Annotated in this window: 20 protein-coding genes; 12 read left to right on the forward strand and 8 right to left on the reverse strand. The window is 71.9% G+C overall.

Annotation, left to right across the window (positions count from 1 at the left end):
- Window positions 1-122 precede the first annotated feature (122 nt).
- Window positions 123-1,919 carry a signal recognition particle protein gene (locus O0S08_RS19785; RefSeq protein WP_269040755.1) on the reverse strand — a complete coding sequence of 599 codons (1,797 nt, stop codon included), beginning with the start codon at window positions 1,917-1,919 and terminating at the stop codon, window positions 123-125.
- Between the two features lie 142 nt (window positions 1,920-2,061).
- Between O0S08_RS19785 and O0S08_RS19790 the strand changes: the two genes are divergently transcribed.
- Together O0S08_RS19790 and O0S08_RS19795 are read left to right on the forward strand one after the other, a co-directional pair.
- On the forward strand, window positions 2,062-4,002 hold the full coding sequence (locus O0S08_RS19790; RefSeq protein WP_269040756.1) for a vWA domain-containing protein: 1,941 nt from the start codon (window positions 2,062-2,064) through the stop codon (window positions 4,000-4,002).
- Between the two features lie 62 nt (window positions 4,003-4,064).
- Complete coding sequence (locus tag O0S08_RS19795; protein ID WP_269040757.1) at window positions 4,065-4,325, forward strand: hypothetical protein; 261 nt, start codon at window positions 4,065-4,067, stop codon at window positions 4,323-4,325.
- A 312-nt stretch (window positions 4,326-4,637) separates the two neighbouring features.
- Here O0S08_RS19795 and O0S08_RS19800 read toward each other — a convergent pair whose 3' ends face one another.
- Window positions 4,638-4,958, reverse strand: a complete 321-nt coding sequence (locus O0S08_RS19800) for a hypothetical protein (RefSeq protein ID WP_269040758.1) — start codon at window positions 4,956-4,958, stop codon at window positions 4,638-4,640.
- A gap of 310 nt (window positions 4,959-5,268) precedes the next feature.
- Between O0S08_RS19800 and O0S08_RS19805 the strand changes: the two genes are divergently transcribed.
- Window positions 5,269-8,004, forward strand: a complete 2,736-nt coding sequence (locus tag O0S08_RS19805) for a serine/threonine-protein kinase (RefSeq protein WP_269040759.1) — start codon at window positions 5,269-5,271, stop codon at window positions 8,002-8,004.
- Between the two features lie 458 nt (window positions 8,005-8,462).
- Here O0S08_RS19805 and O0S08_RS19810 read toward each other — a convergent pair whose 3' ends face one another.
- Together O0S08_RS19810 and O0S08_RS19815 are read right to left on the reverse strand one after the other, a co-directional pair.
- Complete coding sequence (locus O0S08_RS19810) at window positions 8,463-9,023, reverse strand: hypothetical protein (RefSeq protein WP_269040760.1); 561 nt, start codon at window positions 9,021-9,023, stop codon at window positions 8,463-8,465.
- A 285-nt stretch (window positions 9,024-9,308) separates the two neighbouring features.
- Window positions 9,309-10,004 (reverse strand): class I SAM-dependent methyltransferase, encoded by a 696-nt coding sequence (locus tag O0S08_RS19815; RefSeq protein ID WP_269040761.1) that lies wholly within the window; start codon window positions 10,002-10,004, stop codon window positions 9,309-9,311.
- A 150-nt stretch (window positions 10,005-10,154) separates the two neighbouring features.
- Between O0S08_RS19815 and O0S08_RS19820 the strand changes: the two genes are divergently transcribed.
- The 3 genes from O0S08_RS19820 (at window position 10,155) to O0S08_RS19830 (ending at window position 14,685) form a co-directional block, all read left to right on the forward strand.
- On the forward strand, window positions 10,155-11,030 hold the full coding sequence (locus O0S08_RS19820; protein ID WP_269040762.1) for a response regulator transcription factor: 876 nt from the start codon (window positions 10,155-10,157) through the stop codon (window positions 11,028-11,030).
- Window positions 11,031-11,249: 219 nt separating this feature from the next.
- A complete protein-coding gene (locus O0S08_RS19825; protein ID WP_269040763.1) occupies window positions 11,250-14,000 on the forward strand; it encodes a valine--tRNA ligase in 2,751 nt (916 codons plus the stop codon).
- Between the two features lie 79 nt (window positions 14,001-14,079).
- Window positions 14,080-14,685: a hypothetical protein gene (locus O0S08_RS19830; protein ID WP_269040764.1), complete on the forward strand. Its 606-nt coding sequence runs from the start codon at window positions 14,080-14,082 to the stop codon at window positions 14,683-14,685.
- Window positions 14,686-14,833: 148 nt separating this feature from the next.
- On the opposite strand, the gene O0S08_RS19835 is transcribed toward O0S08_RS19830, so the two are convergent.
- Genes O0S08_RS19835 through O0S08_RS19850 form a run of 4 tightly spaced genes read right to left on the reverse strand, consistent with a single transcriptional unit; the run spans window position 14,834 to window position 21,376 of the window.
- Window positions 14,834-18,307 (reverse strand): WD40 repeat domain-containing serine/threonine-protein kinase, encoded by a 3,474-nt coding sequence (locus tag O0S08_RS19835; protein WP_269040765.1) that lies wholly within the window; start codon window positions 18,305-18,307, stop codon window positions 14,834-14,836.
- Entirely contained in the window at window positions 18,304-18,723 is a 420-nt protein-coding gene (gene cdd / locus O0S08_RS19840) for a cytidine deaminase (RefSeq protein ID WP_269040766.1), read from the reverse strand. The genes O0S08_RS19835 and cdd overlap by 4 nt, the downstream gene beginning before the upstream one ends.
- Window positions 18,710-20,143 (reverse strand): protein phosphatase 2C domain-containing protein, encoded by a 1,434-nt coding sequence (locus O0S08_RS19845; protein WP_269040767.1) that lies wholly within the window; start codon window positions 20,141-20,143, stop codon window positions 18,710-18,712. Before O0S08_RS19845 ends, cdd begins: the two co-directional genes overlap by 14 nt.
- Window positions 20,144-20,164: 21 nt before the next feature.
- Entirely contained in the window at window positions 20,165-21,376 is a 1,212-nt protein-coding gene (locus O0S08_RS19850) for a thioredoxin domain-containing protein (protein WP_269040768.1), read from the reverse strand.
- A 62-nt stretch (window positions 21,377-21,438) separates the two neighbouring features.
- On the opposite strand from O0S08_RS19850, the gene O0S08_RS19855 reads away from it, so the two are divergent.
- The 6 genes from O0S08_RS19855 (at window position 21,439) to O0S08_RS19880 (ending at window position 25,636) form a co-directional block, all read left to right on the forward strand.
- Entirely contained in the window at window positions 21,439-22,143 is a 705-nt protein-coding gene (locus tag O0S08_RS19855; protein WP_269040769.1) for a hypothetical protein, read from the forward strand.
- Between the two features lie 8 nt (window positions 22,144-22,151).
- Window positions 22,152-22,787 carry a hypothetical protein gene (locus tag O0S08_RS19860; RefSeq protein WP_269040770.1) on the forward strand — a complete coding sequence of 212 codons (636 nt, stop codon included), beginning with the start codon at window positions 22,152-22,154 and terminating at the stop codon, window positions 22,785-22,787.
- A gap of 36 nt (window positions 22,788-22,823) precedes the next feature.
- On the forward strand, window positions 22,824-23,312 hold the full coding sequence (locus tag O0S08_RS19865; RefSeq protein WP_269040771.1) for a DUF6249 domain-containing protein: 489 nt from the start codon (window positions 22,824-22,826) through the stop codon (window positions 23,310-23,312).
- Window positions 23,309-23,941, forward strand: coding sequence for an RNA polymerase sigma factor (locus O0S08_RS19870; RefSeq protein WP_269040772.1), 633 nt, complete (start codon window positions 23,309-23,311; stop codon window positions 23,939-23,941). The genes O0S08_RS19865 and O0S08_RS19870 overlap by 4 nt, the downstream gene beginning before the upstream one ends.
- Window positions 23,934-24,464, forward strand: coding sequence for a hypothetical protein (locus tag O0S08_RS19875; protein ID WP_269040773.1), 531 nt, complete (start codon window positions 23,934-23,936; stop codon window positions 24,462-24,464). Before O0S08_RS19870 ends, O0S08_RS19875 begins: the two co-directional genes overlap by 8 nt.
- Window positions 24,465-24,796: 332 nt before the next feature.
- Window positions 24,797-25,636 (forward strand): PhnD/SsuA/transferrin family substrate-binding protein, encoded by an 840-nt coding sequence (locus O0S08_RS19880; RefSeq protein WP_269040774.1) that lies wholly within the window; start codon window positions 24,797-24,799, stop codon window positions 25,634-25,636.
- Window positions 25,637-25,646: the final 10 nt, after the last annotated feature.

Below are 25,646 nucleotides of genomic sequence, written 5' to 3' on the forward strand. Positions count from 1 at the left end.
TCGAGCCGACTGGCGCTGGCGAGCGCCGCGTGAACATGCCCGCGAGAACATGTCCGCGCCGACATGAAAAAGGCGCCATGTCCATGGCGCCCTGTCCGAAAGGACCTGCCCTTACGAGCAGCTCACTTCTTGTCGCGGTTCTTGCGGCGGGCCAGCTTCTCGGCGCGGCGCTTGTCGGCCAGGCTCTTGTAGTCGACCTTCGACGGCGAAGTGCGGGGGGCCGGGCCGCCGCCGCCGGGGTTCTGCTGCCCGCCGAGGCCGGGGAAGCCGCCCATGCCGGGGAAGCCGCCCATGCCGGGCAGGCCGCCCATGCCGGGCAGGCCGCCGCCGCCGCCGCCCATGCTGTTCATCAGCGAGCCGAGCGCGTTCGGGTCGGACATCATCTTCCGCATCGCGTTCATCTGCTTGAGCATCTTCATGCCCGGGACCTTGTCCATCATGCCCTGGGGCTTGGCGGGCATGCCGGGGATGAGGCCGCCGAACATGTCGCCGAGCATGCCGAACATGCCGCGCATGGTCATGAAGCGGCCGACGAGGCCGCGGACGTCGTCTTCGGTGCGGCCGGAGCCGCGGGCGACGCGGGTGACGCGGGCGGCCACGAAGTCCTCGGGCCGCAGGTCGTTGGGGTCCTTCTCCTTGGCCGACTTGTGGATCGACCGCTTCTGCCGCCGGCTGCCGCGGCCGCTGTTGCCTTCGTCGTCGAGGAACACCTCGGGGTTGCGCCGCTCTTCCTTCGTCATCGAGCGGATCATCGCCTCGACGCGGACGAGCTCCTTGTCGTCGGCGGCCTTCTCGAGCGCCTCCGGCGGGATGTTGGCGCCGAACATCTGCCCGAGCGGCATCTTCTCGAGGATGTCCTTCATGCTGCCCATCGACTGGATCGTCTTGATCTGGCTCAGGAAGTCATCCATCGTGAAGGATCCCGAGAGCATCTTCTCGGCGTCCTTCATCGCCTGCTCCTCGTCGACGACCTCGGTGAAGTCGTTCATCAGGCCGACGATGTCGCCCATGCCGAGGATCCGGCTGGCCAGGCCCTCGGGCCGGAACTCGTCGAGCTTGTCGAGCGACTCGCCGATGCCGAGGAACTTGATCGGCTTGCCGGTGACCGCCTTGACCGACAGCGCCGCGCCGCCGCGGGCGTCGCCGTCGAGCTTGGTGAGGATCACGCCGGTGACGTCGAGCCGCTCGTCGAAGGTCTTGGCGGTGGTGACCGCGTCCTGGCCGATCATCGCGTCGATGACGAGGAAGATGTTGGCCGGCTGGACCCGCGACTTGATGTCGTCGAGCTCCTTCATCAGCGGCTCGTCGATCGTCAGGCGGCCCGCGGTGTCGTAGATGACGAAGTCGAGGCCCTCGGCCGCCGCGTGGTCGGTGGCGTCGGCGCAGATGTCGACCGGGTTGGCGCCGTCGACCGAGAACACCGGCACGCCGATCTTCTGCCCGAGCACCTTGAGCTGGTGCACCGCCGCGGGGCGATAGATGTCGGCCGCGACCATCATGACCTTGTAGCCGGCCTTCTGCAGCTTGCGCGCGAGCTTGCCGGCGGTCGTGGTCTTACCCGAACCCTGGAGGCCGACCATCATGATGCCGGTGCAGCCCTTGCGCGCCCGGTTCAGCGAGGTGTCGACCGGGCCCATCAAAGCGATGAGCTCGTCGTGGCAGATCTTGACGAAGTGGTCCTCCGGCCGGACCCGCATCGTGTCGCCCTGCTTCTTGGCCACCAGCGTGACCTTCTCGCCCAGCGCCTTCTCCTTGACCGACTGCAGGAAGCGCTTGACGACGTTGAACTCGACGTCGGCCTCCAAGAGGCTCAGGCGGACGTCCTTGAGCGCCGCCGCCACGACGTCGTCCGTCAGCTCGCCCTTGCCGGTCAGGCGCTCCCGCGCCGCGCGAAAACCCTTCGAGATCGTCTCAAACACAGCCCGCGCTTTCTACCACGGCCCCCCCCGGTGCGCCGACCCGCGCGCGTGCGCGGCGAAGCTCACAAGCCCGGCCGGGCCCGACGCCCGTTCCCCACCGGGCGCTGGTGAATCTCGCGCCGGAAGGCTACGTTCTCGGGCCATGCCGAAGGCCAGCGCCGCGCCCGGGGAGCCCTGTGGCTGGGGGATCCGCCTCTCCTTCCTCGGGCGCACGGTGGCCCAGATCGCGGCCGACGACGCGACCCCGGTCGCCCTGGGCGAGCGTAAGGACTGCGATCTCGTGCTCCCCGGCCTCGGCGAGCGCACCCTGCTGACCGACGGCGCGACCCTCGTCGTCCCCGCCGGGCTCGTCGGCGAGGTCCACGTCGGCGAGCGCACGCAGGCCGCGGAGGGCAGGGTGGGGCTGTCCCCCGGCGACCGGGCGTCGCTGCGCGTCGCGGCCTTCCCGGACATCGCGCTCGAGATCCAGCGGGTCACGCGCGAACGGCTGCCGTGGTCGGCCCGCTTCCACGCGCGCGACCTGGCCCATCAGGTGGTCACCGGGGCGGCGCTGGTCGCCCTGGTGGCGCTGCTCTGGCGGGTCGAGAAGGTCGAGAACATCCTCAAGCTGCGCGGCGAGCCGACGGCCGAGGACGATTCACCGCTGATGCGGGTGATCTTCGCGCCCACGGTCGAGCCCGTCGAGGTAGTCCGGGCCCGAGAGCTGTTCGCCGCGCACTTGCCGCCGTCGCCACCACCGGCGCCGCCGCCCCCGCCTCCCGCCGAGCCCGGTCCCGACCTGGTGACGAGCGGCCCGACGGCGATCCCCATCGCCCAGGAAGGCCCGATCGAGGTGGTGGTCGCTCCGGACCACGCCGACGAGGCCCCGATCGAGGTGCCGCGCCCGAGCAAGAAATCCCGCCGCAGCAAGCGCGCGCCGGCCGAGGCCGACGGGTACGCGGTCCTCGGCGCGTTGAGCAACGAGCACAAGATCAGCGTTCTGTACGGGGAGTTGGAGGACAGCGCCCTCTACGGCGGCGTGATCGGGACGCTCCAGGGCGGCAGCATCGGCGAGGAATTCGGCGCGGGCGGGCTCGGGGTCGTCGGCGGGGTGGAAGGCGGGGTCGTCGGCGGGGTGGAAGGCGGGGTCGTCGGCGGGGTGGAAGGCGGGGTCGTCGGTGGGGTGGAAGGCGGCGTGGTCGGCGGCGTGGTGCTCGACAGCACTCTGTCCAAAACGCCAGGTCCCGAAGTACCTGTCCCTCCGGCCATACCTCTCGAGACAGTCGCGGGCGGCGGGCCCAGCTCGCACGGATCGACCGGGGCCGAGGCCACGCGGGGCGAGCGCGACGGCCTGGCGGCTGCGGCGGTCGAGGCCTCGTGCGCCGACCCGGCGGTCGTGCGCAAGCAGCAGATCGACGTGGTGTTCGCGGTCGATGTCTCGACGACGATGAACTTCATGCTCGGCAAGATCGCGCGTGAGATCGCCGCGGTCGACGCCACCGTGCGCGCCCACAACCTCGACGCCCGCTACGGCCTGGTCGTGTTCGTCGACGACGTGATGGTCACCCAGGGCGGCAAGCCGTTCGCCGACCTGGCGGCGCTGCAGCAGGAGCTGGCGAAGTGGCAGCAGTTCACCGCCAGTAACCGCGAGATCGTGGCGAGCGAGGCCAACCTCGACTGGCCGGAGAACACGCTCGACGCCCTGCACGCGGCCGCGACCCAGTTCGCCTGGCGCGACCCGGCGACCACCCTGCGCGCGGTGGTCCACGCCACCGACGACGACTTCGGCGAGGCGCCCGCGGTGCAGAGCGGCCAGCGCGTGCAGCACACGTACCGCGAGACGGTCGCGGCCCTGCGCGCGGCCGAGGTGCGGGTGTTCAGCTTCGCGGCCAAGGTCGGCGGGCAGTGCGAGTGCCTCGACGTCCGCGGCGGGCTGTTCACGGCCTACCACGGGCAGCAGGCGATCCCGGCGGCGACCGGCGGGGCGGTGTTCGACATCGACGAGGTCGCGTCGGGCGCGCTGAACTTCGGCGCCGCGGTGTCGGGCGCGCTCCAGTCGGCGGTCTGCACGCACTACCCGCTGTCGCCGTTCGTCGGCAAGTAGCCGCCGATCCCGCGTTGCCGGGGCTTCTCAAGCAGCGCCGACCGGGGTTAAGGTGACGGCCGGTGGCGGGCGACGTGCAAAAGCAGCTCGGCGAGCTCGAGCAGCTGGCGAGCAATCTCGGGGTCCGGGTCTGCTACGAGTCGATGACCGGTCTGTCGCAGGGCAGCGGCGGCCTGTGCAAGGTCCGCGGCGAGTGGCGGGTGATCATGGACAAGCGGCTCAAGCCGGCCGAGCGCCTGGAGGTGCTCGCCAACTCGCTCAAGGGCTTCGACACCGAGGCCCACTTCGTGTCGCCGCAGGTCCGGGCGCTGCTCGAGGCGTGACGCGCGAGCGCGGGACGTTCGGCGACGGAGACGGCGAGCGAGCCGGGCGAACGCGCCCCGGCTTGCCGCGTGCGAGGTGGAGGCGGGTGATTCCTGCCCGCGACGGCGGTTCGCCGGTGCGCCTCGCAGGGTCGCGCCGGCCGGGGTAACGACCTGTCCTCGAGGTCAGGTTCGAAGCGACCTGTCCTTCGGGGCATGTCGACCATGCGCCTGTCCTCGAGGACATCTCGAGGCCGTCGTCGGCTCGCAGGTCGCCCACGCGCGCGACCGGCTGCGTGCGCGCGAGAAGCCGTCAAAACCCCGCGGTCGGCACTAAATCGGGGCCAAGAGATCGGCCAGCGCCGGATCGTCGGCGAGGAGCGCCGAGACCTCACGTTCCACGGCGGCCCACGCTTCGGGGGAGACGCGGGCCGGGCGCTGGGCCGCGACCGTCGCCGCGACCAGGCGCTCCGCCGCGACCGCCGGGTCGAGGTCGCCGGCGGCCACAGCCGCTGCGAGCGCCTCGCCGGGCGTCACGTGGCCGGCCGACGCGGTCGCCGCGACACCCTCGGCCGCAGTGGGGCCGACGCTCGGCGCTGCTTCGGCGCGGGTGATGCCCGCGACGGTCGTGGGGTCGTCGGCGATGGGCCGCATCGGTCTCGTCGGCGAAGGTAACAGGTCCGGCCATCACTGTCAGGGGCGCGCGGCTCACCTTCGCCCGGCGAGGACGGCGCGCGACCTGCGAGCCGCCCGCGGCGAGGTCACCCGGCCGAGCGGTGGCCGGCGCCGCGACGAGCCGTCGCGGTGCGCCCGGGAGGTCGCGGTCCAGCGCTGACCCAGACGGTGCCAGTGACCGCCGCGGAGGCGCGCGGGGGGCCGCCGGTGCCGGCCGATTGACTTTCGCTCGCACCCGGGGTCACATGGCGGGGCCCTGCTTCCTCGCGTGCACGGGCCGGAGTTCGCGTTGAATCAGATCACCCAATTTGGCCCCTACAAGCTGATGGAGCGCATCAGCGTGGGCGGCATGGCGGAGGTGTACAAGGCCGTCGAGCAGGGCGTCGAGGGCTTTGAACGGATCGTCGCCGTGAAGCGGATCCTGCCGCACATCGCCGAGGATGACGAATTCATCACGATGTTCAAGGACGAGGCCAAGATCGCCGGCCAGCTCCAGCACGGGAACATCGCGCAGATCTACAACCTCGGTCAGCAGGGCGACAGCTTCTACATCGCGCTCGAGTACGTCGCCGGCAAGGACCTCCGCAACATCTTCACCCGCTGCCAGCAGCAGGGCAAGCCGATGCCGCTCGCGCAGGCCTGCTTCGTGGTGATGAAGGTCTGCGAGGGCCTCGACTACGCCCACAACAAGCGCGACAAGCACGGCCGTCACCTCAACATCGTCCACCGCGACGTGAGCCCGCCCAACATCCTCGTGTCGTACGAGGGCGAGGTGAAGCTCATCGACTTCGGCGTGGCCAAGGCCGCCGGCCGGGTCTCGCGCACGCAGGCCGGCATCCTCAAGGGCAAGTTCGGCTACATGTCCCCGGAGCAGGTCCGCGGCATGCCGCTCGACCGCCGCAGCGACGTGTTCTCGCTCGGCGTGGTGCTCTACGAGGTGCTGGTCGGCAACCGCCTGTTCCAGGGCGAGACCGACTTCGCCACCCTCGAGATGGTGCGCACCGTCGACGTCCCGGCGCCGAGCTCGAAGAACCCGGAGATCCCGAAGGACCTCGAGAACATCATCATGAAGGCGCTCTCGGGCGAGCCCGAGACCCGCTATCAGACGGCCATGGAGCTCCACGACGACCTCCAGGCCTTCATGTTCGCGCACGGCATGTTCTACAGTCGCAAGGATCTGGCGACGTGGATGCGCAAGCAGTACGCGCGAGAGATCGAGCTCGAGAAGGGCTCGGGCAAGGCCCCGCCGGCGCCGGGGCAGCGGCCCGCGCCGCCCGGAGCTCCGCCGCGCAAGGCCCCGCCGCCGCGTCCGCCGGGCAACAAGACGGTGCCGCCGCAGGCCGCGGCGAGGCCCGCTCCGATCCCGACAGCGGCGGGCCGTCCGGCTGCGCCCAGGGGCGAGGACCCGCTGCAGCCGAGCGAGGAGCAGCTGGTGGCCGCCCGCAAGCGGTCGAAGACGATGTTGATGTCGCCGTCGAACCGGCCGTCGACGCTCAAGCCCGGCACGCCGGCGACCGGGAGCGTGCCGACGCTGCCGCCCGGGGTCGGCGGCCCGAAGGACCCGCTCAAGTCGACGATCGTGCCCGGCGGGGCGCCGCCGCAGCCGGCCAAGGCCGCCACAGCGCCCCCGCGTGCGGCCGCAGCGCCGGCGGCCGCCAAGGCTCCGCCGCCGGCCTCCGACCTCGACTGGGACGACGACGAGCTCGAGACCAAGTTGTTCGACGATCCGGTCGGTGCCCCCAAGGCCAAGCGGCCGGAGAACGAGGGGCCGATGCGGCCCGAGCCGCCGCCGCAGGCCGGTCAGATCGAGTCCGACGCCGACGAGGGCTCGCCGACGGTCCAGATCCCGCCGAGCGCCGCGGCCGTGATCCTGGCGGCGTCGGTGGCCCAGGGCCCGTCGCAGGCGATGCCGGCGCCGCCGCCGGGCGCGACGCTCGGCCCGCCGTCGTCGAGCATGGCCCGCGCGCCGGCGCCGATGGCCTCGCCGTCGGTCACCGGCCCGCGCCCCGTGGCGCAGGCGCAGACGCACGCAGTCACCGCCGAGGTCGAGGTCGAGGACACCGAGACGGGCAAGCGCACGCCGCCGATCGCCCTCTACGCGGCGGCCGGCGTCGGCGCGCTGCTGCTTGTCGTGGTCGTCGTCATGTTCGTCACCGGCGGCGACCCGGCCACGCCCACGCCGGCGCCGACCGACCCGGTCGCGGTCGCCGACACCGCCGCGCCGCCGCAGCCGACCGCGACGGTCGGCACGATCCAGCTCGACGTGAAGCCGGCCGACGCGCGCGTCACCGTCAACGGCGTCGAGTACCCGGGCAACACGCCGCGCCTGATCTCCAATCTCGGCCCCGGCACCCACAAGCTGGTGGTCTCGCAGGACGCCGGCTTCTTGCCGTTCGAGCAGGATGTCCCGATCGCCGCCGGCCAGCAGCTCACGCTGCCGGTCAAGCTGCAGGTCCGCGACGTCACGCTGACGATCAACACCAAGCCGCCGGAGGCGACCGTCAAGCTGCTCGAGACCGGCGCCGCCCCGCTGCCGGTCGGCAAGGGCGGCGAGAGCTTCAAGCTGTCGCGCAAGCCCGGCGCGTCCTACAAGGTCCTGGTCGAGGCGCCCGGGTTCGACCCGAGCGAGGTGCCGCTGAGCTTCAGCGGCGAGGCGTCCGACAGCGCGGAGGTCGTGCTCGTCAAGGCCAAGGGCCCGACGCCGCCGGCCGAGAACACCACCGTCACGCCGCCGGCGAACAACAATACGACCACGTCGCCGAAGCCGCCGAGCGACAAGCCGAAGCCGCCGGCCGACAAGCCGAAGCCGAAGGCCAAGACGGCCGAGCTCAAGATCGGCAGCGCCCCCGGCCGGCCGCCGGCCACCGTGTGGGTCGACAACCAGAAGCAGGCCAAGCCGACCCCGGTCGTCGTCATGGTCGCCCCCGGGGCGCACACCATCAAGTGGAAGTACCCCGACGGCAAGACCGAGACCCGCAAGATCACCGCCGCCGACGGCGCGCAGGTCATCAAGGGCACGCCCTGAGCAAACCTGCCCGATCGGGCAGGTCCTCTCGCACATGCTTCATCGGACAGGACCCGAAGGCCATGGCCTTCGGGTCCTGTGCTTTCGGGCAGGTCAAGATCGGCGAGGGCCGCGGACGACGGCCAGCGCGAGCGGGCGACGTCTTGCGGCCCAGGCGAGGGTCCGCCGACACGAAGCGGTGAGGCGAGCGCGAGGGCCGTTCGACATCGGGCCGGGTTGAGGGACGCTCGGCGGGCGACCGCGCGGGTGCGCGCCCGGGCTGCGGGTCAGCCGGCGAGGTGAGGGGGCGAGGCGACTTCCTGGCTCTTCGGACAGCTCGACGACGCACTGCTGGCGGACGATCGTCCGCTGGCGAGTTCGCGGTCCGACCTCTGGGGGTGGGCCCGATGGACTCTGGTCTATCGGACATGGCCCGAAGGCCCTGGTCCCCAGGCCATGTCCTCCGGGCAACGCAGACGTCAGCGGGCGAGCGCTTCGGGGCAGGCCTGGAGCGGGCCCGCGATCACGCCCTCGGCGGTGGCGACCCCGTCGCGGCGGAACTCGTTGCAGGGGTCGTCCTCGTCGTCGCCGCGGACGACCACGGTGAACCGGCACACCCCGTGGTCGTCGGGGTTGCTGTTGTGCGTGACCAGGTTGTAATGGTGCGCGTGCGGGGTGGTCTGCACGAACCCGAGCGCGATCCACATCGGGTGTGCGGTCCATGCAGTCAACGGATATGCCCCCGGGATGTCGCTCGCACCGGGGGTGCAGGCGCCGCCGGCGGCGTCGCTGCAGACGACGTCGAGGCCCGGAGTGAAACCTGTTTCACCGCCTGCGGGCGCGCCCCGGGGGTGCGGGCAGCGGTGCGGCGCCTCGGCCCCGTCGTCGGTGAAGCTCGGCCGGCGCTCGTGGTAGTAGGCCGCGGTCGCGTTGAACAGCTCGCCCATGACCGTCACCGCCTCGTTGTGACGCTCGTGCCGCTTGATCGCCGCGTGCTCCCGCACCGCGAGGGTGGCGAGGATCGCCGCGATCGCGACCACGAGCAGCGAGTCGAGTGACGACAGGCCGCGGCGCGCGCGACCGGAGCGTGGTGGGGGAAGCGGGCGATGGGAGTCGGGGGACATGTTCACGTCGGTGGAGCGGCCGAAGGCCAGCCGGTGGGGGAGGGCTGCTGGGTCTGTCGGCGTGACACGCGGCTCACGAGGGCTGGCCGCTTCACTTCCTAGGTAAACGCTATTCAAAATTCGATCACACTCGGCTCCGATGCAAGGATCCAGATTCGCACAGGGCTCCAGGGGTATCTCGCGCGCTCCTGTCCGGCAGCCTCAAGGATGCGCGATCCGACCCGCGTTGGGGTCGGGCTTGCGCAGAACGGCGAGCAAGTGCGCGCCGAACTGGCGCAGAAAGCTGTCCCGGGCCCACCACTCACCGGCCGCCAGGACGCGGCCGAGGAGCGGCAGCGAGAGGATCCGGGAGATCGGCACGAGCACGCGGATCCCGTACACGCGCACCAGCTCCAGCTCGCGGGGGGCGAGCTTGAGCAGGCGGCCGAGCGAGTCGTAGCGGGTGACGTGGTGGTCGCCCTCGACGAGCACGCCGCCGGCGGCGACGATCGTGATGGGGTGACGGATGCCGTGGGCGAGGCCGCGGAGGCTGCGGGGGTTGTTGATCTCGAGCAACAGGATCCCGCCGGGCGCGGTCACGCGGACGGCCTCTTGCAGCAGCGAGCGCACCAGCGCCAGCGAGCTGTCCTCGTCGCGGCCCAGGTGCGCCAGCGTACGCAGGCAATAGACGGCGTCGTAGGTCGCGTCGGCGGCGGGGATCTGCAGCGTGTCGCCGTGTTGGTCGAGTTCGGCGAGCGGCGCGACCGAGACCGTGCTGGCGACGCGGCGGGCCCACTGGGTGATCTCCGGCGCCCCGTGGCCGAGATCGAGGACGCGGCGGCCGGCCACGTGGCGGAGCACGGCCTCGCCGGCGAGCGCCTGGGTGAGCTCGGACGCGCTTGCGGCCGGGTCCGTCATCGCCGGCACGGGAGCGCCCCACCAGGTCTGTTCGCTGGACAGCGGAGGCGGTGCGGCCGCGCCCTGGCGGCCCTTCGCGCCCGACGACCGTGGATTCGTTGACCCGCTCACTTCCTCCATGGTACCCCTTGGACCCTCGAAGGAGCCTCGATGCCGACCAAGATCCTCGCGATCGACGACAGCAAGACCATGCGCCTCGCCATCAAGATCACCTTCGCGGCCGAAGACTATGACGTGGTCGCGGTGAGCAAGGGCTCCGAGGCCGTCGCTCGCGCCAAGCAGATGCCTGCGGACGTGCTCATCGTCGACGCCGCGCTCGCCGCCGGCGAGCCCTCGGGGTATGAAGTGGTCAAGGCGGTGCGCGCCGACCCCGACACAGCGCACATCCCTGTACTCCTCCTCGTTTCGAATCAGGTCGGCATCGACGAAGCCCAGGTCCAGGCCTGCGGCGCCAACGGGGCGATGACCAAGCCGTTCGACACGCAGGAAATGCTCGAGAAGGTGACGGCCCTCGCTCAGGGCAAGTCGATCTCGAGCGGCAAGTCGGTGCCGAAGGCCGCGCCTGCGCCGCAGCCCACCGCCGCCCCGGCTCGCCCCGCGGCGGCCGCCGCGCCGTCGCCCGTGGCCGCCGCCCCGACGCCGGCGGCAGCCCGCCCGGTCCAAGCTCCCTCGACGCCTCCGGCCGCGGCGCCCAAGCCCGCGGCGACCCCCGCAGCGGCCGCACGGCCCGCGGCGGCCCCCGCGAGCAGCGGCAACAAGAATTTCCCGGCAGCTTTCGCCTCAGGAGAGGATATGGCCAGCAAGATCCCGATCGCGACTCCCATCCCGTTCGCTCCCGCCGATGCGCCGACCGCCGGCATGCTCAAGCGCCTTCAGGCGGCCGGCGGGGCCGGCACCGGTCTCGACCCCAAGGCGGTCCAGGCGCTCCTGTCGCTCAGCCGTGACGTGATCGAGCAGGTCGTCTGGGAGGTCGTCCCGGACATGGCCGAGCAGATCCTCGCGCGCGGGCAGCAGGCCCGGCACTGAGCGCCGTCCCGGGGGACCGCCCCGGAGCTTGAATTTCGATGGCCGCCTCGCGCGATCTGGATCGCTCCCAGGTCGATGCGTGGCGGCTTTGCCGTGTTCGCGTACGGGCCCACGACGCGGCGAAGAAGGTGCGCGGTCGCCGAGACGTGACAGAGTCTCGGCGGCATGGGCCGGACGAGTGCGAGTCAAGATGCCGCCCCGATGGGGGCCGGAGGGAGCATGGAGAAGCTCAACAGTGTCTACGAGCCGCAGGCCGTCGAGGCGCGGCTCTACTCGTGGTGGCGTGACGCCGGTTACTTCCAGCCGGCGCCCGGCGACCGGCCGACCTTCACGGTCGTGCTGCCGCCGCCGAACGTCACCGGCCGGCTGCACATGGGCCACGCGCTCACGGCCACGATCGAGGACACGCTGGTCCGCTGGCGCCGCATGTGCGGGGAGGCGGCGCTGTGGCTGCCCGGCACCGATCACGCCGGGATCTCGACGCAGGTGATGGTCGAGCGCCAGCTCGTCAAGGAGGGCACCAGCCGCGATCAGGTCGGGCGCGACGAGTTCATCCGCCGCGCGTGGGAGTGGACCCGCGAGCACGGCGGCATCATCGATCGCCAGCACGAGGCGCTCGGGGCCTCGCTCGACTGGTCGCGCTACCGCTTCACCCTCGACCCGGTGTCGTCGCGCGCGGTCCGGGAGGCGTTCGTCCGCCTGTACGAGGACGGCCTCGTCTACCGCGCGTTCCGCCTGATCAACTGGGACTGGGCCAGCCAGACCGCGCTCAGCGACCTCGAGGTCGAGCACCGCGAGTCCGACGGTTCGCTGTGGCACCTCGCGTACCCGGTCGAGGGCTCGGACGACGTCCTCGTGGTGGCGACCACCCGGCCCGAGACGATGCTCGGCGACACCGCGGTGGCGGTGCACCCCGACGACCCGCGCTACCGCCACCTCATCGGCCGGCGCGTGATCCTGCCGCTCACGGGGCGCAAGGTCCCGATCGTCGGCGACCCGATCCTCGTCGACATGAACTTCGGGACAGGCGCCGTCAAGGTCACGCCGGCCCACGACTTCAACGACTTCGAGGTCGGCAAGCGCCACGACCTCGACCTCGTGGTCGTGATCGACAAGCAGGGCAAGCTCAACGAGAACGCGCCGGAGCGGTTCCGCGGGCTGTCGGTGGCCGAGGGGCGCGAGGCGGTGGTGGCGGCGCTCGCCGAGGCCGGCGCGCTGGTCAAGGTCGAGCCGCACAAGCTCAACCTCGGCTACTCGCAGCGCACCGGCGTGGTGTGCGAGCCGCTGCCGTCCGACCAGTGGTTCGTCCGCACCAAGCCGCTCGCCGAGCCGACGATCGAGGCCGTCCGCAGCGGGCGCACCAAGATCCTGCCGGAGCACCGCGAGGGCGACTACTTCCGCTGGATGGAGAACATCCACGACTGGTGCATCTCGCGGCAGCTGTGGTGGGGCCACCGGATCCCCGCGTGGCACTGCGCCGCGTGCGGCCAGATCACCGTCGGCCGCGAGGACCCGACCGCGTGCGCTCACTGCAGCTCGACGGCGATCGAGCAGGACCACGACGTCCTCGACACGTGGTTCTCGTCGGGCCTGTGGCCGCTGACCTGCCTCGGCTGGCCCGAGCAGTCGGCCGACCTGCAGCGCTTCTACCCGACGGCGCTGATGGAGACCGGCTGGGACATCCTGTTCTTCTGGGTCGCCCGGATGATGATGTTCGGGATGTACTTCGGCGGCGACGTGCCGTTCCGGACCGTGTTCCTCCACAGCATGGTGCTGGGCGAGGACGGGCGGAAGATGGCGAAGATGCGCGGCAACGTCGTCGACCCGATGGAGCTCATCGAGAAGTGCGGCGCCGACAGCCTGCGCTTCTACCTGTCGACGATGGCCGGCCAGGACCAGGGCATCGTCTTCAGCCGCGCGCGCGTCGAGGGTTACCGCAACTTCTGCAACAAGCTGTGGAACGCGGCCCGCTTCGCGCTGATGAACCTCGAGGACTTCGGCGCCGACGAGCTCGCGGCCTACCGCGCGCAGGTGATCGAGCAGGCCGACGTCGGCCCGCTGTCGATCGCCGACCGCTGGATCCTCGCGCGCGCGCTCGAGACCGCGATCGCCGTCGACGACCTGTTCTCGCAGTACCGCCTCGACCTCGCGGCCCACACCGTCTACCAGTTCGTGTGGTACGAGCTGTGCGACTGGTACCTCGAGCTGGCCAAGAGCAACCTCCGCGAGGGCGCGCCGCCGGCGGATCGCCGGGCCACGCAGGGCACCCTGGCGACGGTGTTCGACCTGGTGATGCGGGTGCTGCACCCGATCATCCCGTTCATCACCGAGGAGATCTGGCAGCGCCTGCCGCGTCCGGCCGACGCGCCCGCGAGCCTGATGCTGGCGGCGTTCCCCCGCCCGCGCACGCGCGACGGCGAGACGGTGCTCGAGCTCGACGGGCCGGTGCAGCGCGTGGGGGCGATCCTGGCCGAGGAGGGCACGCTCCGCGCCCGCGAGGACATGACCGCGCTGGTCGAGCTGACCACCGCGGCGCGCAGCCTCAAGGCCGAGTTCAAGCTGCCGCCCACGAAGCGGGTCGAGGTGCTGGTCCGCAGCGACGATCCGGAGGTGCGCGCCCGCGTGGCCCGGCTGCACCCGCTGGTGGTCCACCTGGCCAAGCTGCAGCAGCTGCGCCTGATGGAGCCGCACGAGGCCGCGCCCAAGGAGGCGGCGACCGAGGTGGTGCGCGGGGGCGAGGTCATCCTCCCGCTCGCGGGCCTGGTCGACTTCGCCGCCGAGCGCACGCGCCTGTCGAAGGATCTGGAGAAGGCGCGCAAGGAGGCCGACGGCCTGACCGCGAAGCTGCAGAACCCGGGCTTCCGCGAGAAGGCGCCGGCCGACGTGGTCGCCAAAGGCGAGGCGCGTCTCGTCGAGCTGAAGGGCGACCTGGAGCGCCTGCAGGCGACGCTGGGCCGTCTCGGCGGCTGAGCGCCGTGCAGTCATGTCGACAGGCTGCTAGCCTGTCGACATGACTCGTTTAAGCTTTTTATGTGTAGCAATGACGTGGATGGTGCTGCCGGCCTGCGGGGGCGAAAAGGGCGGCGAGACCGAAGGCGAGACCGGTACGAGTGACCCCGGTACGGGCGAACCCGGCACGGGCGAGACGGATCCGGGCGAGACGGATTCGGGCGAACCTGGCACGGGCGAGACGAGCCCGGGCGCGACTGAGACCGGCGAGACGGGTGAGACCAGCGAGACCAGCGAAGCGCCCACGGGGACGACGGGAGACGAGCCGCTGCTCGAGACCTGCGTGTTCGACCCCCCGTGCTTCCACGAGATCGACCCCGACTTCACCAACTCCGAGCAGGCGGTGTACGACGGGCTGGTGTGCGCGTGGTCGCGGCTGCGCGACGCGGCTCCGTCGCGCGTGGACCTGACCTTCGCGGGCGACGATCCGACGTCCTTGATCCCGCTCGGCGACCCGGGCCGCTCGGTGCTGGTGGTGAAGAGCCCCGGCGGCGTCGAGGCGGTGCAGCGCTGTACTCTGGCCCCGGTCGCCTTCTTCGCGGCCTGCATCGACGACGGGCCGCAAGGGCTCGACGAGGGCTGCGCGTTCGGCCTCAGCTGGTACGACGGCTGTGTCGACGAGCCGGCGCCGGTCTGCCCCGGGTGAGGCGGAGGGTTCGCGTTCGGCGCGACCGGGTGCCTGATGAGGCCGTGCTCGTTCGAGTGCGGAGGTATTTAAGGCATGTCGTGGAGGACATGCCGAAACAATCATGGTCTGATGGACATGCCCGATCGGGCATGTCCGATCGGGCCCGTCACTCCGGCGGCGCGCAGCCGACCTCGGCCTTGGGCGGGTCGTCGTCGTCGGCGCGGGCGGCGATGAAGGCGCGCAGGCTGTCGGCGTCGTTCGGGAGAGTGTCGCGCCAGCGGACGACGCGGCCGTCGAGGCCGACGGCGACGACGCTGCGGCCGTCGGCCTCGATGGCGAGCGAGACGACTTGCTTGAGGCCGCGGAGGCGGCGGAAGTCGCGGCGCGACGCCAGCGGATCGGGCCCGTCGCCGATGTCCCAGAGCAGGATTTCGCCGCCGGTGACGGAGACGGCGACCCGGCTGCCGTCGTGGGACAGCGCGGCGATCGGATCGACCAGGTCGGGTGGCGCGAGCTCGATGCGCAGCTCGTGGCTGACGCGGTCGAACACACGCACGATGTTGTCGCGGCTGACGGTGACGATCCAGCGGCCGTCGCCCGACACGCCGACCTCGCCGACCTGCAGGCGATGTCCGCGCAGCTGGCCGAGGCGCTGGCCGTCGAGGCCGACGTGCTCGACGTGGTCCTCGGCGGCGAACACGAGCTCGCGCGTGCCGGGGATCGCCACGGTCACCGCGATCCGGTTGCGCACGCGCAGGAGCTCGCGCAGGCCGGCGTCGCCGTCGTGGCGCAGCAGCTGGCCGTGCGGTCCGCCGATCACGATCGCGGGCTCGCCGGGGATGAACAGGGTCGGCGGGGCCCCCTCCACGCGCCCCAGCTCGCGGACCGGCTCGCCCGCGGCGAAGTCGACGAGCAAGATCCGGCCGTCCTCACAGGCGAGGGTGAAGCGCGGCCGCGACGGGTCGACGCCGGCGCGCAAGCCTTCGCAGCCGGGACCGACGTGGGTGCGAAAGGCGATCGCGCCGGCGGGCAGCGACACGCCGAGCAGCTCGCCGTCCTCGTCGAGGACCAGGCCGTGGCGCCCGTCGTGGGCGATGGCCACGCGCTCGATCGGTCGCTCGATCGGGATCGCGGCCAGCGAGCGCATGCCGGCGGTGTCGACGAGGTGGAGCGCCGCGGCGCCGCCGAGCAGGACGCGGCCCGCCGCCGGCGCCATCGCGATGGCGTCGTGCCCGATCGGCTCGGGGGCGATGTACTGCTCGCGCTCGAAGACCGAGGCCGGCCACACGAAGACGCGCGGGTCGTTGCCGACGGCCGCGATCCACCGGCCGTCGGGCGAGAACTGGGCGTCGATCATGTGCACGGGCACGGCCAGCGGATAGGAGGTCGCGGTCGGTACGTCCCAGATCCCGACGCGCGCGTCGCCGCCGACCGAGGCGACCTTGGTGCCGTCGGGCGAGAAGCTGGCGCGGCGGATGTAGCCGGTGTGCGGCGCGAGCAGAGTGCCGCGGTCGCGGACGAGGTCGTAGTGGCGCAGGTAGGTGGTCGAGGCCGGGGCGACCAACTGATCGGAGGCCGGCGAGAAGCGGATCTCGCGGAGCGAGCCGAGCCACACGTCGGTCGGCGCCTGCGGCCAGGTGAGCCGCCGCCCGGCGCCGGCGCGGGTGTCGTACAGCCACACGCTGCCGTCGGCGATCGTGGTGGCGAACCACCGCCCGTCGAGCGAGAGGCCGCCGGCCTGCTGCATAACGACGTCGCCGGGGCGCACGACGGTGCGCGCGCCGGTGGCGAGGTCGTGCAGGTAGGCCTGGTTGCTGTCGACGTCGATGCAGCCGATGTGCCGGGCGTTCCACGGGACCGTGTTGGCGTAGCAGCGGTCGATGACCTCGCCGACGCCGGTGTCGAGGTCCCAGCGGCGCAGGGCGAGCGCGTCGTCGGCGGTGTAGAGGCGGCGGCCGTCGGGGCTGAAGACGACGTTGCGCACGCCGTCGGTGTGGCCGACGAGGACCTGCGGCGCGCCCCCGTGCAGGTCCCACACGCGCACCGTGTGATCGCGGCTAGTCGAGGCGACGCGGCCGCCGTCGGGCGAGAAGGCGGCGCGCCAGACGTCGCCGGTGTGGCCGCGGAAGACGCGAGATGTCCCGGAGGACATGTCCCAGACGCGCAGGGTGCAGTCGTCGCTGGTGGTGGCGAGGAGGTCGCCGCTCGGCGAGAAGGCGGCGCGGCTGATGGCGGCCCGGTGGCCGCGGAGCACGCGAGGCAGGCCGCGCGCGTCGAGGTCGGCGGTCAGCTGTCGGGCGCGCCGCCAGTCGGCCGCCGGCGAGAGGTTGTCGAGCAGCCGCAGGGCCTCGATCGGGTCGCTGTCGAGGAGGAGGCGGGCTTGCTCGAAGGACAGGTTGTCGGCGCGCCGCTCGGTCTCGACCTGGGCCGCCTGCGCCCGTCGCTCGGCGTCCTCGGCCCGGTCGCGCGCGCTCTCGGCGAGGTCCCGCTGCTCGCGGACCTGGACGAAGCTCAGCGCGGTGACGCCGACGATCAGCGCGACGCTGACGGCGGCCAGGCCGAGCAAGGCGCGGTGGCGGCGGACGAACCGACGCAGGCGCTCCCACGCGGTGTAGCGGTGCGCGCCGACGATCTGGCCGGTCTGGAACCGCCGCAGGTCGTCGGCGAACTCCTTGGCGCTGGGGTAGCGGCGCCGGCGGTCGCGCGCCATGGCCTTGTCGACGATCGCCACCAGCTCGTCGGGCGCGTCGGGCTCGCGGCTGCGCAAAGGGACAGGTGACTCGTAGACTGTCTTGTAGATCATCTCCATCGCGTTGCCGGCGTCGTGCGGCAGCTGCCCGGAGAGGACGTGGTAGAGGATCGCGCCGAGGGCGTAGACGTCGGTGCCGGTGTCGACCTCGGCGCCCTCGGCCTGCTCCGGCGACATGTAGCCGGGCGTGCCGATGACCGCGCCGACGAAGGTGAGGTCCTTGCCCGGAGTGACGGGGGTCGGTTCGCCGGCGCCGAGGTCGGCGACGTCGAGCTCCTTGGCCAGGCCCCAGTCGATGACGACGGTCTCGCCGAAGGCGCCGACGAGCACGTTGTGCGGCTTGAGGTCGCGGTGGAGGATCCGCTGACTGTGTGCGTAGGCGACGGTCTCCGCGATCGCCAGCACGTGCGGGAGCAGGGCCAGGCGCGCGGCGAGGCTCTTGGCCTCGGCGAGGACCTTGTCGAACGAGCGGCCCGAGACCAGCTTCATGGCGAAGAACGGCTCGCCCGTGGGCCAGCGACCGGCGGCGTAGACCGGGACGATGCCCGGGTGCTGCAGGCGCGCGGTAAGGAGGACCTCGCGGACGAACCGCTCCTCGTCGACGGGTCGGCCGCGGACCAGCAGCTCCTTGAGCGCGACCTGACGGTCGAGGCTCGGGTCGTGGGCGCGCAAGATCCGGCCGATGCCGCCCTGCGCGAACTGGCCGGCGATCACGTAGGTGTCGCGCTCGATCTGCGGCAGGCGGCTGGTCGCGAGCGTCGATGGGGCCGCGGGCGGCGGCGTCTCGGACGGCGGCATCGTGAGGATCTCGTCCTCGACGGGCGGCGTGGCGGCGCGGGTCGGCAGCGCTGCGCTCGCGGACAGCGTGTCGTCCAGGCGGCCCGCGCTCATGGCTGGCGCGGGGCGAGGAAGCCGGCGTCGAAGGCCAGGGGCAGGAGATCGCGGACCCGTGAGCGCAGGAGGGCGCCGCCGGTGGTGGCGAGCACCAGGTCGGCGTCGGCGGCGAACTCGAACAGGATCTGGCGGCAGGCGCCGCACGGCGGGGCAGGGGTGTCGGCGCCGGTGACGACGGCGACGGCCTCGATCGCGGCGGCGCCGTGGGTCAGGGCGTAGAAGAGCGCCACCCGCTCGGCGCACAGGCCGAGGGTGTAGCTGGCGTTCTCGACGTTGGCGCCGGTCCAGATCGTGCCGTTCGCGTCGCGCAGGGCGCAGCCGACGGCGAAGCCGCTGAAGGTGCAACGCGCGTGCTCGCGGACGGCGGCGGCGGCCGCGACGAGCGCGGCCTCTCGTGGGTCAGCTGCCGTCATCCATCACGTCTTCGATCTCTTCGATCTCTTCGACGAGCTCGGGCTCGGCCTTGGTGAGCTTGGGGATCACGAGGCCGCGCGGGTTGGTCTCGACGAACGACTCGGTCTCGTCGGTGTCGACGTCGACGCCGACGTCGGCGTCGGCGTCGGGCTCGGTCTCGCTGACGTCGACGACCATGGTCCGCTCGCTGTTGTCGCCGATGGCGTGGGCGAGCTGCGACTGCGAGTCCTCGAGGCGGCGTCCGAGCTCGGTGGCGAGGCTCCACAGCAACCTGGAGGCGAGCGCGTGATCGCGGCGCATCAGCTCTTGCAGCTCGCGGCGGCCGATCCGCAGCAGCTTGCCGTTGGCTTCGACGGTGATGGTGATGCGCGCGGAGTCGGTGCCGACGAGGTCGGTCTCGCCGAGGAGGAAACCGGCGTTGACGGTGACGAGGTGGTGACCGCCGCGCGAGAGGGTGGCGCGGCCGTCGAGCACGACGAACATGTCGCCCGCCTCCTCGCCCTCGCGCACGAGCACCTCGCCCTTGTGGCAGGCCTGGACGCGCGAGATGTTCATCAGCTTGCACAGCTGCTGGTAGGTCAGGCCCTCGAACAGCTTGACGCGGCGCAGGGTCTCGACGGTGAACTGCAGCTGGGCGACGCGCGTGGCGTCGCCGCGGACCTGCACTGCGAGGGCGGTGACGTTGTCCTTGCCGCCGCGGCTGTTGGCGAGGTCGATGAAGCGGCCCGGGATGTCCTCGATGTTGGAGAGCGCGAGGTTGCTGGCGATCTCGGCGTCGTCGAGGTAGTCGTAGAGGCCGTCGGAGCACAGCAGGAACGCGTCGCCCGGCAGGATCTCGAAGTCGAGGATGTCGACCTCGACGTGCTCGTAGACGCCGACGGCCCGCGTCATCGCGTTCTTGAAGCTGGCGTACGGGCTGACCGCGAACTCGTCGGCGCGGACCTTGCCGCTGCGGATCAGCTCGTTCATCAGCGAGTGATCCTCGGTCAGCGGATAGACCACGCCGTTGCGGCTGAGGTAGATCCGGCTGTCGCCGACGTAGGCGATGAAGCCGCGCTGGCCGATGATCAGCAGCGCGACCACGGTCGTGCCCATGCCGCGCTTCTCGGGCTCCTGCTGGGCCTTGAAGTAGATCCGCTCGGACGCCGAGTGCACCGCGTACTCGAGCAGCGTGCACAGCTCCATCTGCGCGGTCGCATCGAAGTCGCCGATGCGCGTCAGCAGGTCGCGCTCACGGCTGACGACGTCGCGGATCGTGTGCACCGCGAGCGCGCTCGCCACTTCACCGGACGCGTGGCCGCCCATGCCGTCGGCGACGATGAAGAGGTTGAGGTTCTTGTCGATGAGGAAATTGTCCTCGTTGTGCGACCGCTTTCGCCCGACATCGGTCGCTGCCCAGTGCTTGATCTCCATCGCCATGGACCTCATCGCGGCCGGACCTCAGGGCTCCGGCGCCGCTGCCGAGAATACGGCATCGAGCGGGCGCTGGGCGGCGTCGGCTCCTGCGAGCCTGGCGGCGAGTGCGTCGAGATCGCTCTGGCCGACGGCGGCCCCGTCGAGCCATACGCCCTCGGGCAAGGCGGTGATGCCTCCAGGCCCCCGTTCGAGCTCGGGTTCGCCCAGCTCGCAGGTCTGCGCCTCGGGCGCCTCGTCGAGCCGGGCGATGAAATCGGCCGCCGCGGCGCTCCGCGGCTCCCTGCGCGCGCCTTCGCCCTCGCGCGCGAGGATCCGCAGGTACTCCAGCTGCAAGCCGAGCTTCTCGGCCACGCAGGTGCGCACCCGCAGCTGCCGGGCGCCGGTGGTGGTGCCGCGGGCGATGACCTGCACGGCCAGGACGCCGGGGTTGTGCCGGCGAAACTCGAGAACCGGGGCGAGTAGCGAGAAATTGGGGTGCTCGTCGTGCTCGGCGAACACGACGAGGCGATGGGGGAGGCCGACCCCACCGACCAACATGCCGGCCTGCACCGGCGGGCGCATGAGCCGCTGGCTGACACCTCGCCGCGGGGCCATCACCGGGCGCACGAGCGGTCGATTGCCGCGGATCCGCTGGCCCTCGCGGGCGAGCTCGCCGCGCACGCGCTCGAGGCCGACGCCGTCCTCGAAGGCCGCGGCCTGGCCGACGACGAAGATCGGCGGGCGACCGAGGTAGCCGCCCGCGGCCTGGTGCAGGCGCTGGAGCTCGGCCTTGCCGGCGCGCACGGCGGCGTCGATGCAGCCATCGTCGAGGATCAGGGCGAGATCCTCGGGGCTCAGCCCGAGCTCGCCGGCGAGGACGGCGCGCGCGGCGGGATCGGCGAGGCGGACCGCGAGGCGATCGCGGCCGTCGCGGTCCAGCACCCGCAGGGCGGCCTCCTGTCGGCCGCGGACGCCGGCCCCGAGCAGGAGGCGGAGGATCCGGGTGTCGCCCACGTTCTCGACCATGGTGGTGGCGATCGGGACGACGCGGACACCGACGAGGCCCTCGTGATCGGCGACGAGACGCCGCAGATCGAGCCACAGGCCGAAGGTGGTGGAGGCGAAGGGGTCGAGGAAGGCGGAGATCGCCAGGGGGGCGTCGACGGGGCCGACGTGGAGGGCGAGCGGGGCGCAGTCCTGGACGCGCACCGCCGGCGCAGCGAGCAGCACGGCGGCGAGCGCGGAGGCGACGAGCACGCGGCCACTGTGACCCGCCGCCGCGGTTTGTTCAAGGCGAGGGCGTGGTAGTCTCGCGGCCCGTGCTGCGCGCCGCCCTGCATGTCCTGGTCAGTGGGTCGCTCCTCGCCGGCCCGCCCACCACGCGCGAGTACACCGGCGACGACGCGGTGATCCACGCGCCGAGCGCCGGCGGGACGACGCCCGCGGTCCCGGAGCCGCCAGCCGCGTCCGAGCCCCCGCCGTCTCAGCCCCCGCCGGGCGCGGTGACGCCGACCGGAGCGCCGGCGTCGACGGAGGGCACGAGCTCGGAGAGCGCCACGTCGCCGTCGGCGTCGACGCCGGAGACCACGCCGCCGCCGACGACGGCCGCGCCCGTGCAGCCCGAGGGGCCCGTCGAGGACGAAGAAGAGGACGAGGGCGAGGTGCCCTACGATCCGCTCGTCGACAGCCCGGAGGCCCAGCGCGCCCGCAGCTGGGTGCGCAGCGGGGCGGTGTTCCTCGGCATCGGCGCGGTGCTGACGGGCGGCGGGATCGCCATGTCGCAGGCGAAGGTCAACACGCTCGACGAGCAGGAGGCCTGCGATCCGCGCATGGACCACGCAGGCAACGGTTGTCTGGAGAACGCGCGAAATCGCGCTACGGCCGCGCTGCTCATTCCGGGGGTGCTCCTGCTGGCCGGCGGCATCGCCATGCTGACGGTCGGCAAGTTGCAGCAGAAGCGGCTGCGGGCCGACCTGCGGGCGAGCCGGCGCGAGGTGGTGCTCGGGCTGCAGTGGTCGTTCTGAGGTGGCCTTTGAACCTGTTCGTCGAGTCAGGTCATCCGGACGCCGGAGCGCCGCTGCTGCTGGCGATGGCGCGGGCATGGGCGGTGATGGGCGCGGAGGTGGTGATCGCCGCGGGCGACGACAACCTGATCCGGACCCGCCGCGCGGATGACCCCGGGGACAGGCCGTTCGTGGTCGTGGCGGCCGGGCTGCCGAACCTGGTCCACGAGTTCGCCCACGCGATCCAGGCCGGGTACCTGGCCGACGACCACGGCTTCGACTACGGGCTCATCCCGCTCGACCTGCGGGTAGCCGAGCAGCGGGCGCTGCTGTGGGGGGAGCTGGCCTGCTCGGTGCTGTCGTGCGCGTACGCGCCGGCGGGCGGGGATGTCGACGCCTGGTTCAAGGAGCAGGTCGAGATCCAGGGGGTGTTCTACGGGGTGAGCGAGGGGGCGGAGTTCGCGGCGCTGGTCGACGCCACGCGAGCGGCGCACCCGGGCGAGCTGCCGGCGACGGTCGAGGCGGCTTACCGGGCGGTCGCGCAGGCTTTGCGCGCGGTGGGGGCTGCGGATGCAGAGGCAGAGCCCCCCGAGCACCTCAGCTTCGAGGCCCTGTGGGCGCGATATCGCCGGCATTTGCCTGCATCGCCGCTTGCCTCGGGCTGAAACCGCGGGGACCCTGGTCGGGTCGTACGAGGGTCGATGCTGCGCACCTTCTTGTCATCCCTGGACTACGGCGGGTTCGGCCTGCACATCGATGATCTGGTCGAAGGCGCCGCGATGGCGACCCGCGGGTGTTTTACCCGCATCGGCTCGTTCTGGTGGGGCGGCCCGAGCGGGCCGAGCGGCGGCGCGGAGGTGTGCGCGTCGTCGGTGATCGTGGACGTGGCGTTCCTCGCGCTGCTGGTGATCGCGGTGATCGCGGTGGTGAGGATCCGCCAGCGCGGCGAGGAAGGCCGATTCGAGCTGGCGCGACGCTACCTCGAAAAGGGCATGGATCCCCCGCACGATCTGTTCCCGTCGTCGGCCCAGGGCGACCTGCGACGCGGGATCGTGCTCATCTTCGCTGGCCTCGGCCTCCTGGGCGCGTCGGTCGGCATGCCGGGCCTCGGCCCCACGGGCCTCATCCCCGGCTTTATCGGTCTCGGCTATCTCGCTTCGTTCGCCGCGTCGCGCAAGAGGAACTCATGAGCAAGGTGTCCACAGCAGCGCTCTCCTGGCTCGGGTTCGGGCTCCGCAAGACCCAGAACCTGGCCGATCTCAGTGACGACGCGCTGGTCCAGGCGGCCGGCCGGGCCGACGGCGAGAAGGCGTTCGGCGAGCTGCTCCGGCGGCACCAGGGCAAGGTCCGCGGCCTGCTCCTGCGCCTGACGAGCGACCGCAACCTGGCCGACGACCTCGCGCAGGAGGTGTTCCTCCGCGCCTATCGCGGTCTGTGCGGCTTCGAGGGCCGGGCCCGGTTTTCGACCTGGTTGTACCGGATCGCCTACAACGTGTACCTGAACCACCGCGCCCGCGTGCGCGAGCTGGCGGCGCTGCCGGAGAACTTCGAGGCCGGCGCGATGGCCCCCGAGACGTCGACGAGCGCGAGCCGCTGTGACATGCGCAAGGACCTCGACGCGGCGATCGGCGCGCTGCCCGAGCGCTACCGGGCGGTGGTGATGCTCTACTACCTCGAGGACGTGTCGTATCCCGAGATCGCGGAGATCCTCGAGCTGCCTCTCGGGACAGTCAAGACGCATCTCCATCGCGCCAAGCGGATGCTGCGCGAGCACCTCGATGGTTGGGGTTCGGGCGAGGTCGAGGCCGAGGATGCCTGAGTCGTCGCCATCGATCGCCCGGCTGCGCGAGTTCCTCGAGCTGCTCGACGTCCCGTCGAGCACGCTCAAGCGCGACCCTCGCGGCCAGACGTGGCTGCCGCCGGAGATGCGCGCGCTGGTCGAGGCCGACGCCGAGTGCCGCGCCGAGCTCGTCCGCTTCGTCGACCGCGAGCTCGAGCTGTTCGACAGCGTGCGCCAGCGCAACGATCCGCTGTTCGCCAAGGACGTGCTGAACGCCACGCATGCGGTCGAGATCGCCGGCGCCGGGCTCGATCCGCGGGTGCGCAGCTGGATCCTCGGGCTGTTCTACGCGCTGGCGACGATCGCCGGCTACGCCACGCTCGCGCCGCTGTTCGGGCTGTCGGAGCGGGGCAGCGTGCTGGCGCAGGCCCGGGCCGCGCTCGGCCTGGCGAGCGAGGCGACGAGCCCGAGCGCGTGGGGCCTGGCCGCCGTCGGCGCCGCGGTGGCGCTGGCGCTGCTGCTCGCGTTCATGCCGAGCCGGCGCCCGAGCTCGCGCGCGTGACCAGCGAGTGCGATCGACTGCGCTTGCGAGGATGAGCTCGAGCGGCACGCGACGATCGTCGTCGGCCGTCGGCGATTCGACGGTGCGCGTCCATCGTCGACGATGATGATCCTCGTGCTCACTGGACTGTGCTGGTGATCACTCGCAGGCCGATCTCGATGGCTCGCGCAAGGTCGCGGGGCGTGAGTTGGCGGACGCCGAGCGGGCCACGGTCGAGCTCGGCCATTCGCGCTTAAACGCCAGCGGGCGGCCCGCCCGCACGAGATTTCGCCCCGGCGGCGAGACGGTGCATAGTTCAGACACAGGCCCGTCCAAGCGCGCCAGGAGACAACATGCCCGTTTCACGCAGACTCGCTTCCATCGCCCTCGCCGCCGCTTGCTGTGTCGCCGCCGGGACGGCGACCACGACGGCCAAGGCGGGTGATGGCGCCGTCAACGTGCTGGTGGTCAAGGAGCACGGGGTCGGCAGCGCGGCGCAGGCTCAACCCTTGATCGACAAGCTCATCGCCGTGGTGGCGAAGCAGAACGGCTGGACCGCGAGCGCGGGCAAGTACCTCACGAGCCGCGAGGCCGCCGAGACGCAGATCCACTCGATCGACCCGCACTACGGGATCATGTCGCTGGCCGCGTTCCTGGCCCTCGGTCCCAAGCACAAGCTCGACGTCATCGGCCAGGCCGAGGTCGCACAGGCGGGCGGGCGGCAGTATCACATCATCAGCAAGACCCAGGCGGACCTCGCCGGCTGCAAGGGCAAGACTCTGGCGAGCGACCACGCCGACGACCGCAAGTTCATCGACAAGGTGATCGGCGCCGGCAAGTTCTCGCTCGCCGACTTCACTCTGGTCGAGACCAAGCGGCCGGTGCAGACGCTCAAGAAGGTGACGAGCGGCGAGGCCGAGTGCGCGCTCATCGACGACGCGCAGCTGGCCGAGCTCGGCAAGATCGAGGGCGGCGCCGCGGTGAAGTCGATCTGGGCGTCCGAAAAGCTGCCGCCGATGGTGGTCGTGGCGTTCCCGTCGGCGCCCGCGGCGGAGCGCAAGGCGTTCCAGAGCAGCCTCGGGAAGATCTGCGCCGGCGACGGCAAGGCGACCTGCCGCGAGGCCGGCCTGTCGGCGTTCAAGACCGCGAGCGCGGCCGACTACGCCAGCGTGACCGCGGCCTACGACAAGTGACCGCGTGGCG

The organism is Nannocystis punicea (assembly GCF_026965555.1).
Lineage (GTDB): Bacteria > Myxococcota_A > Polyangia > Nannocystales > Nannocystaceae > Nannocystis > Nannocystis punicea.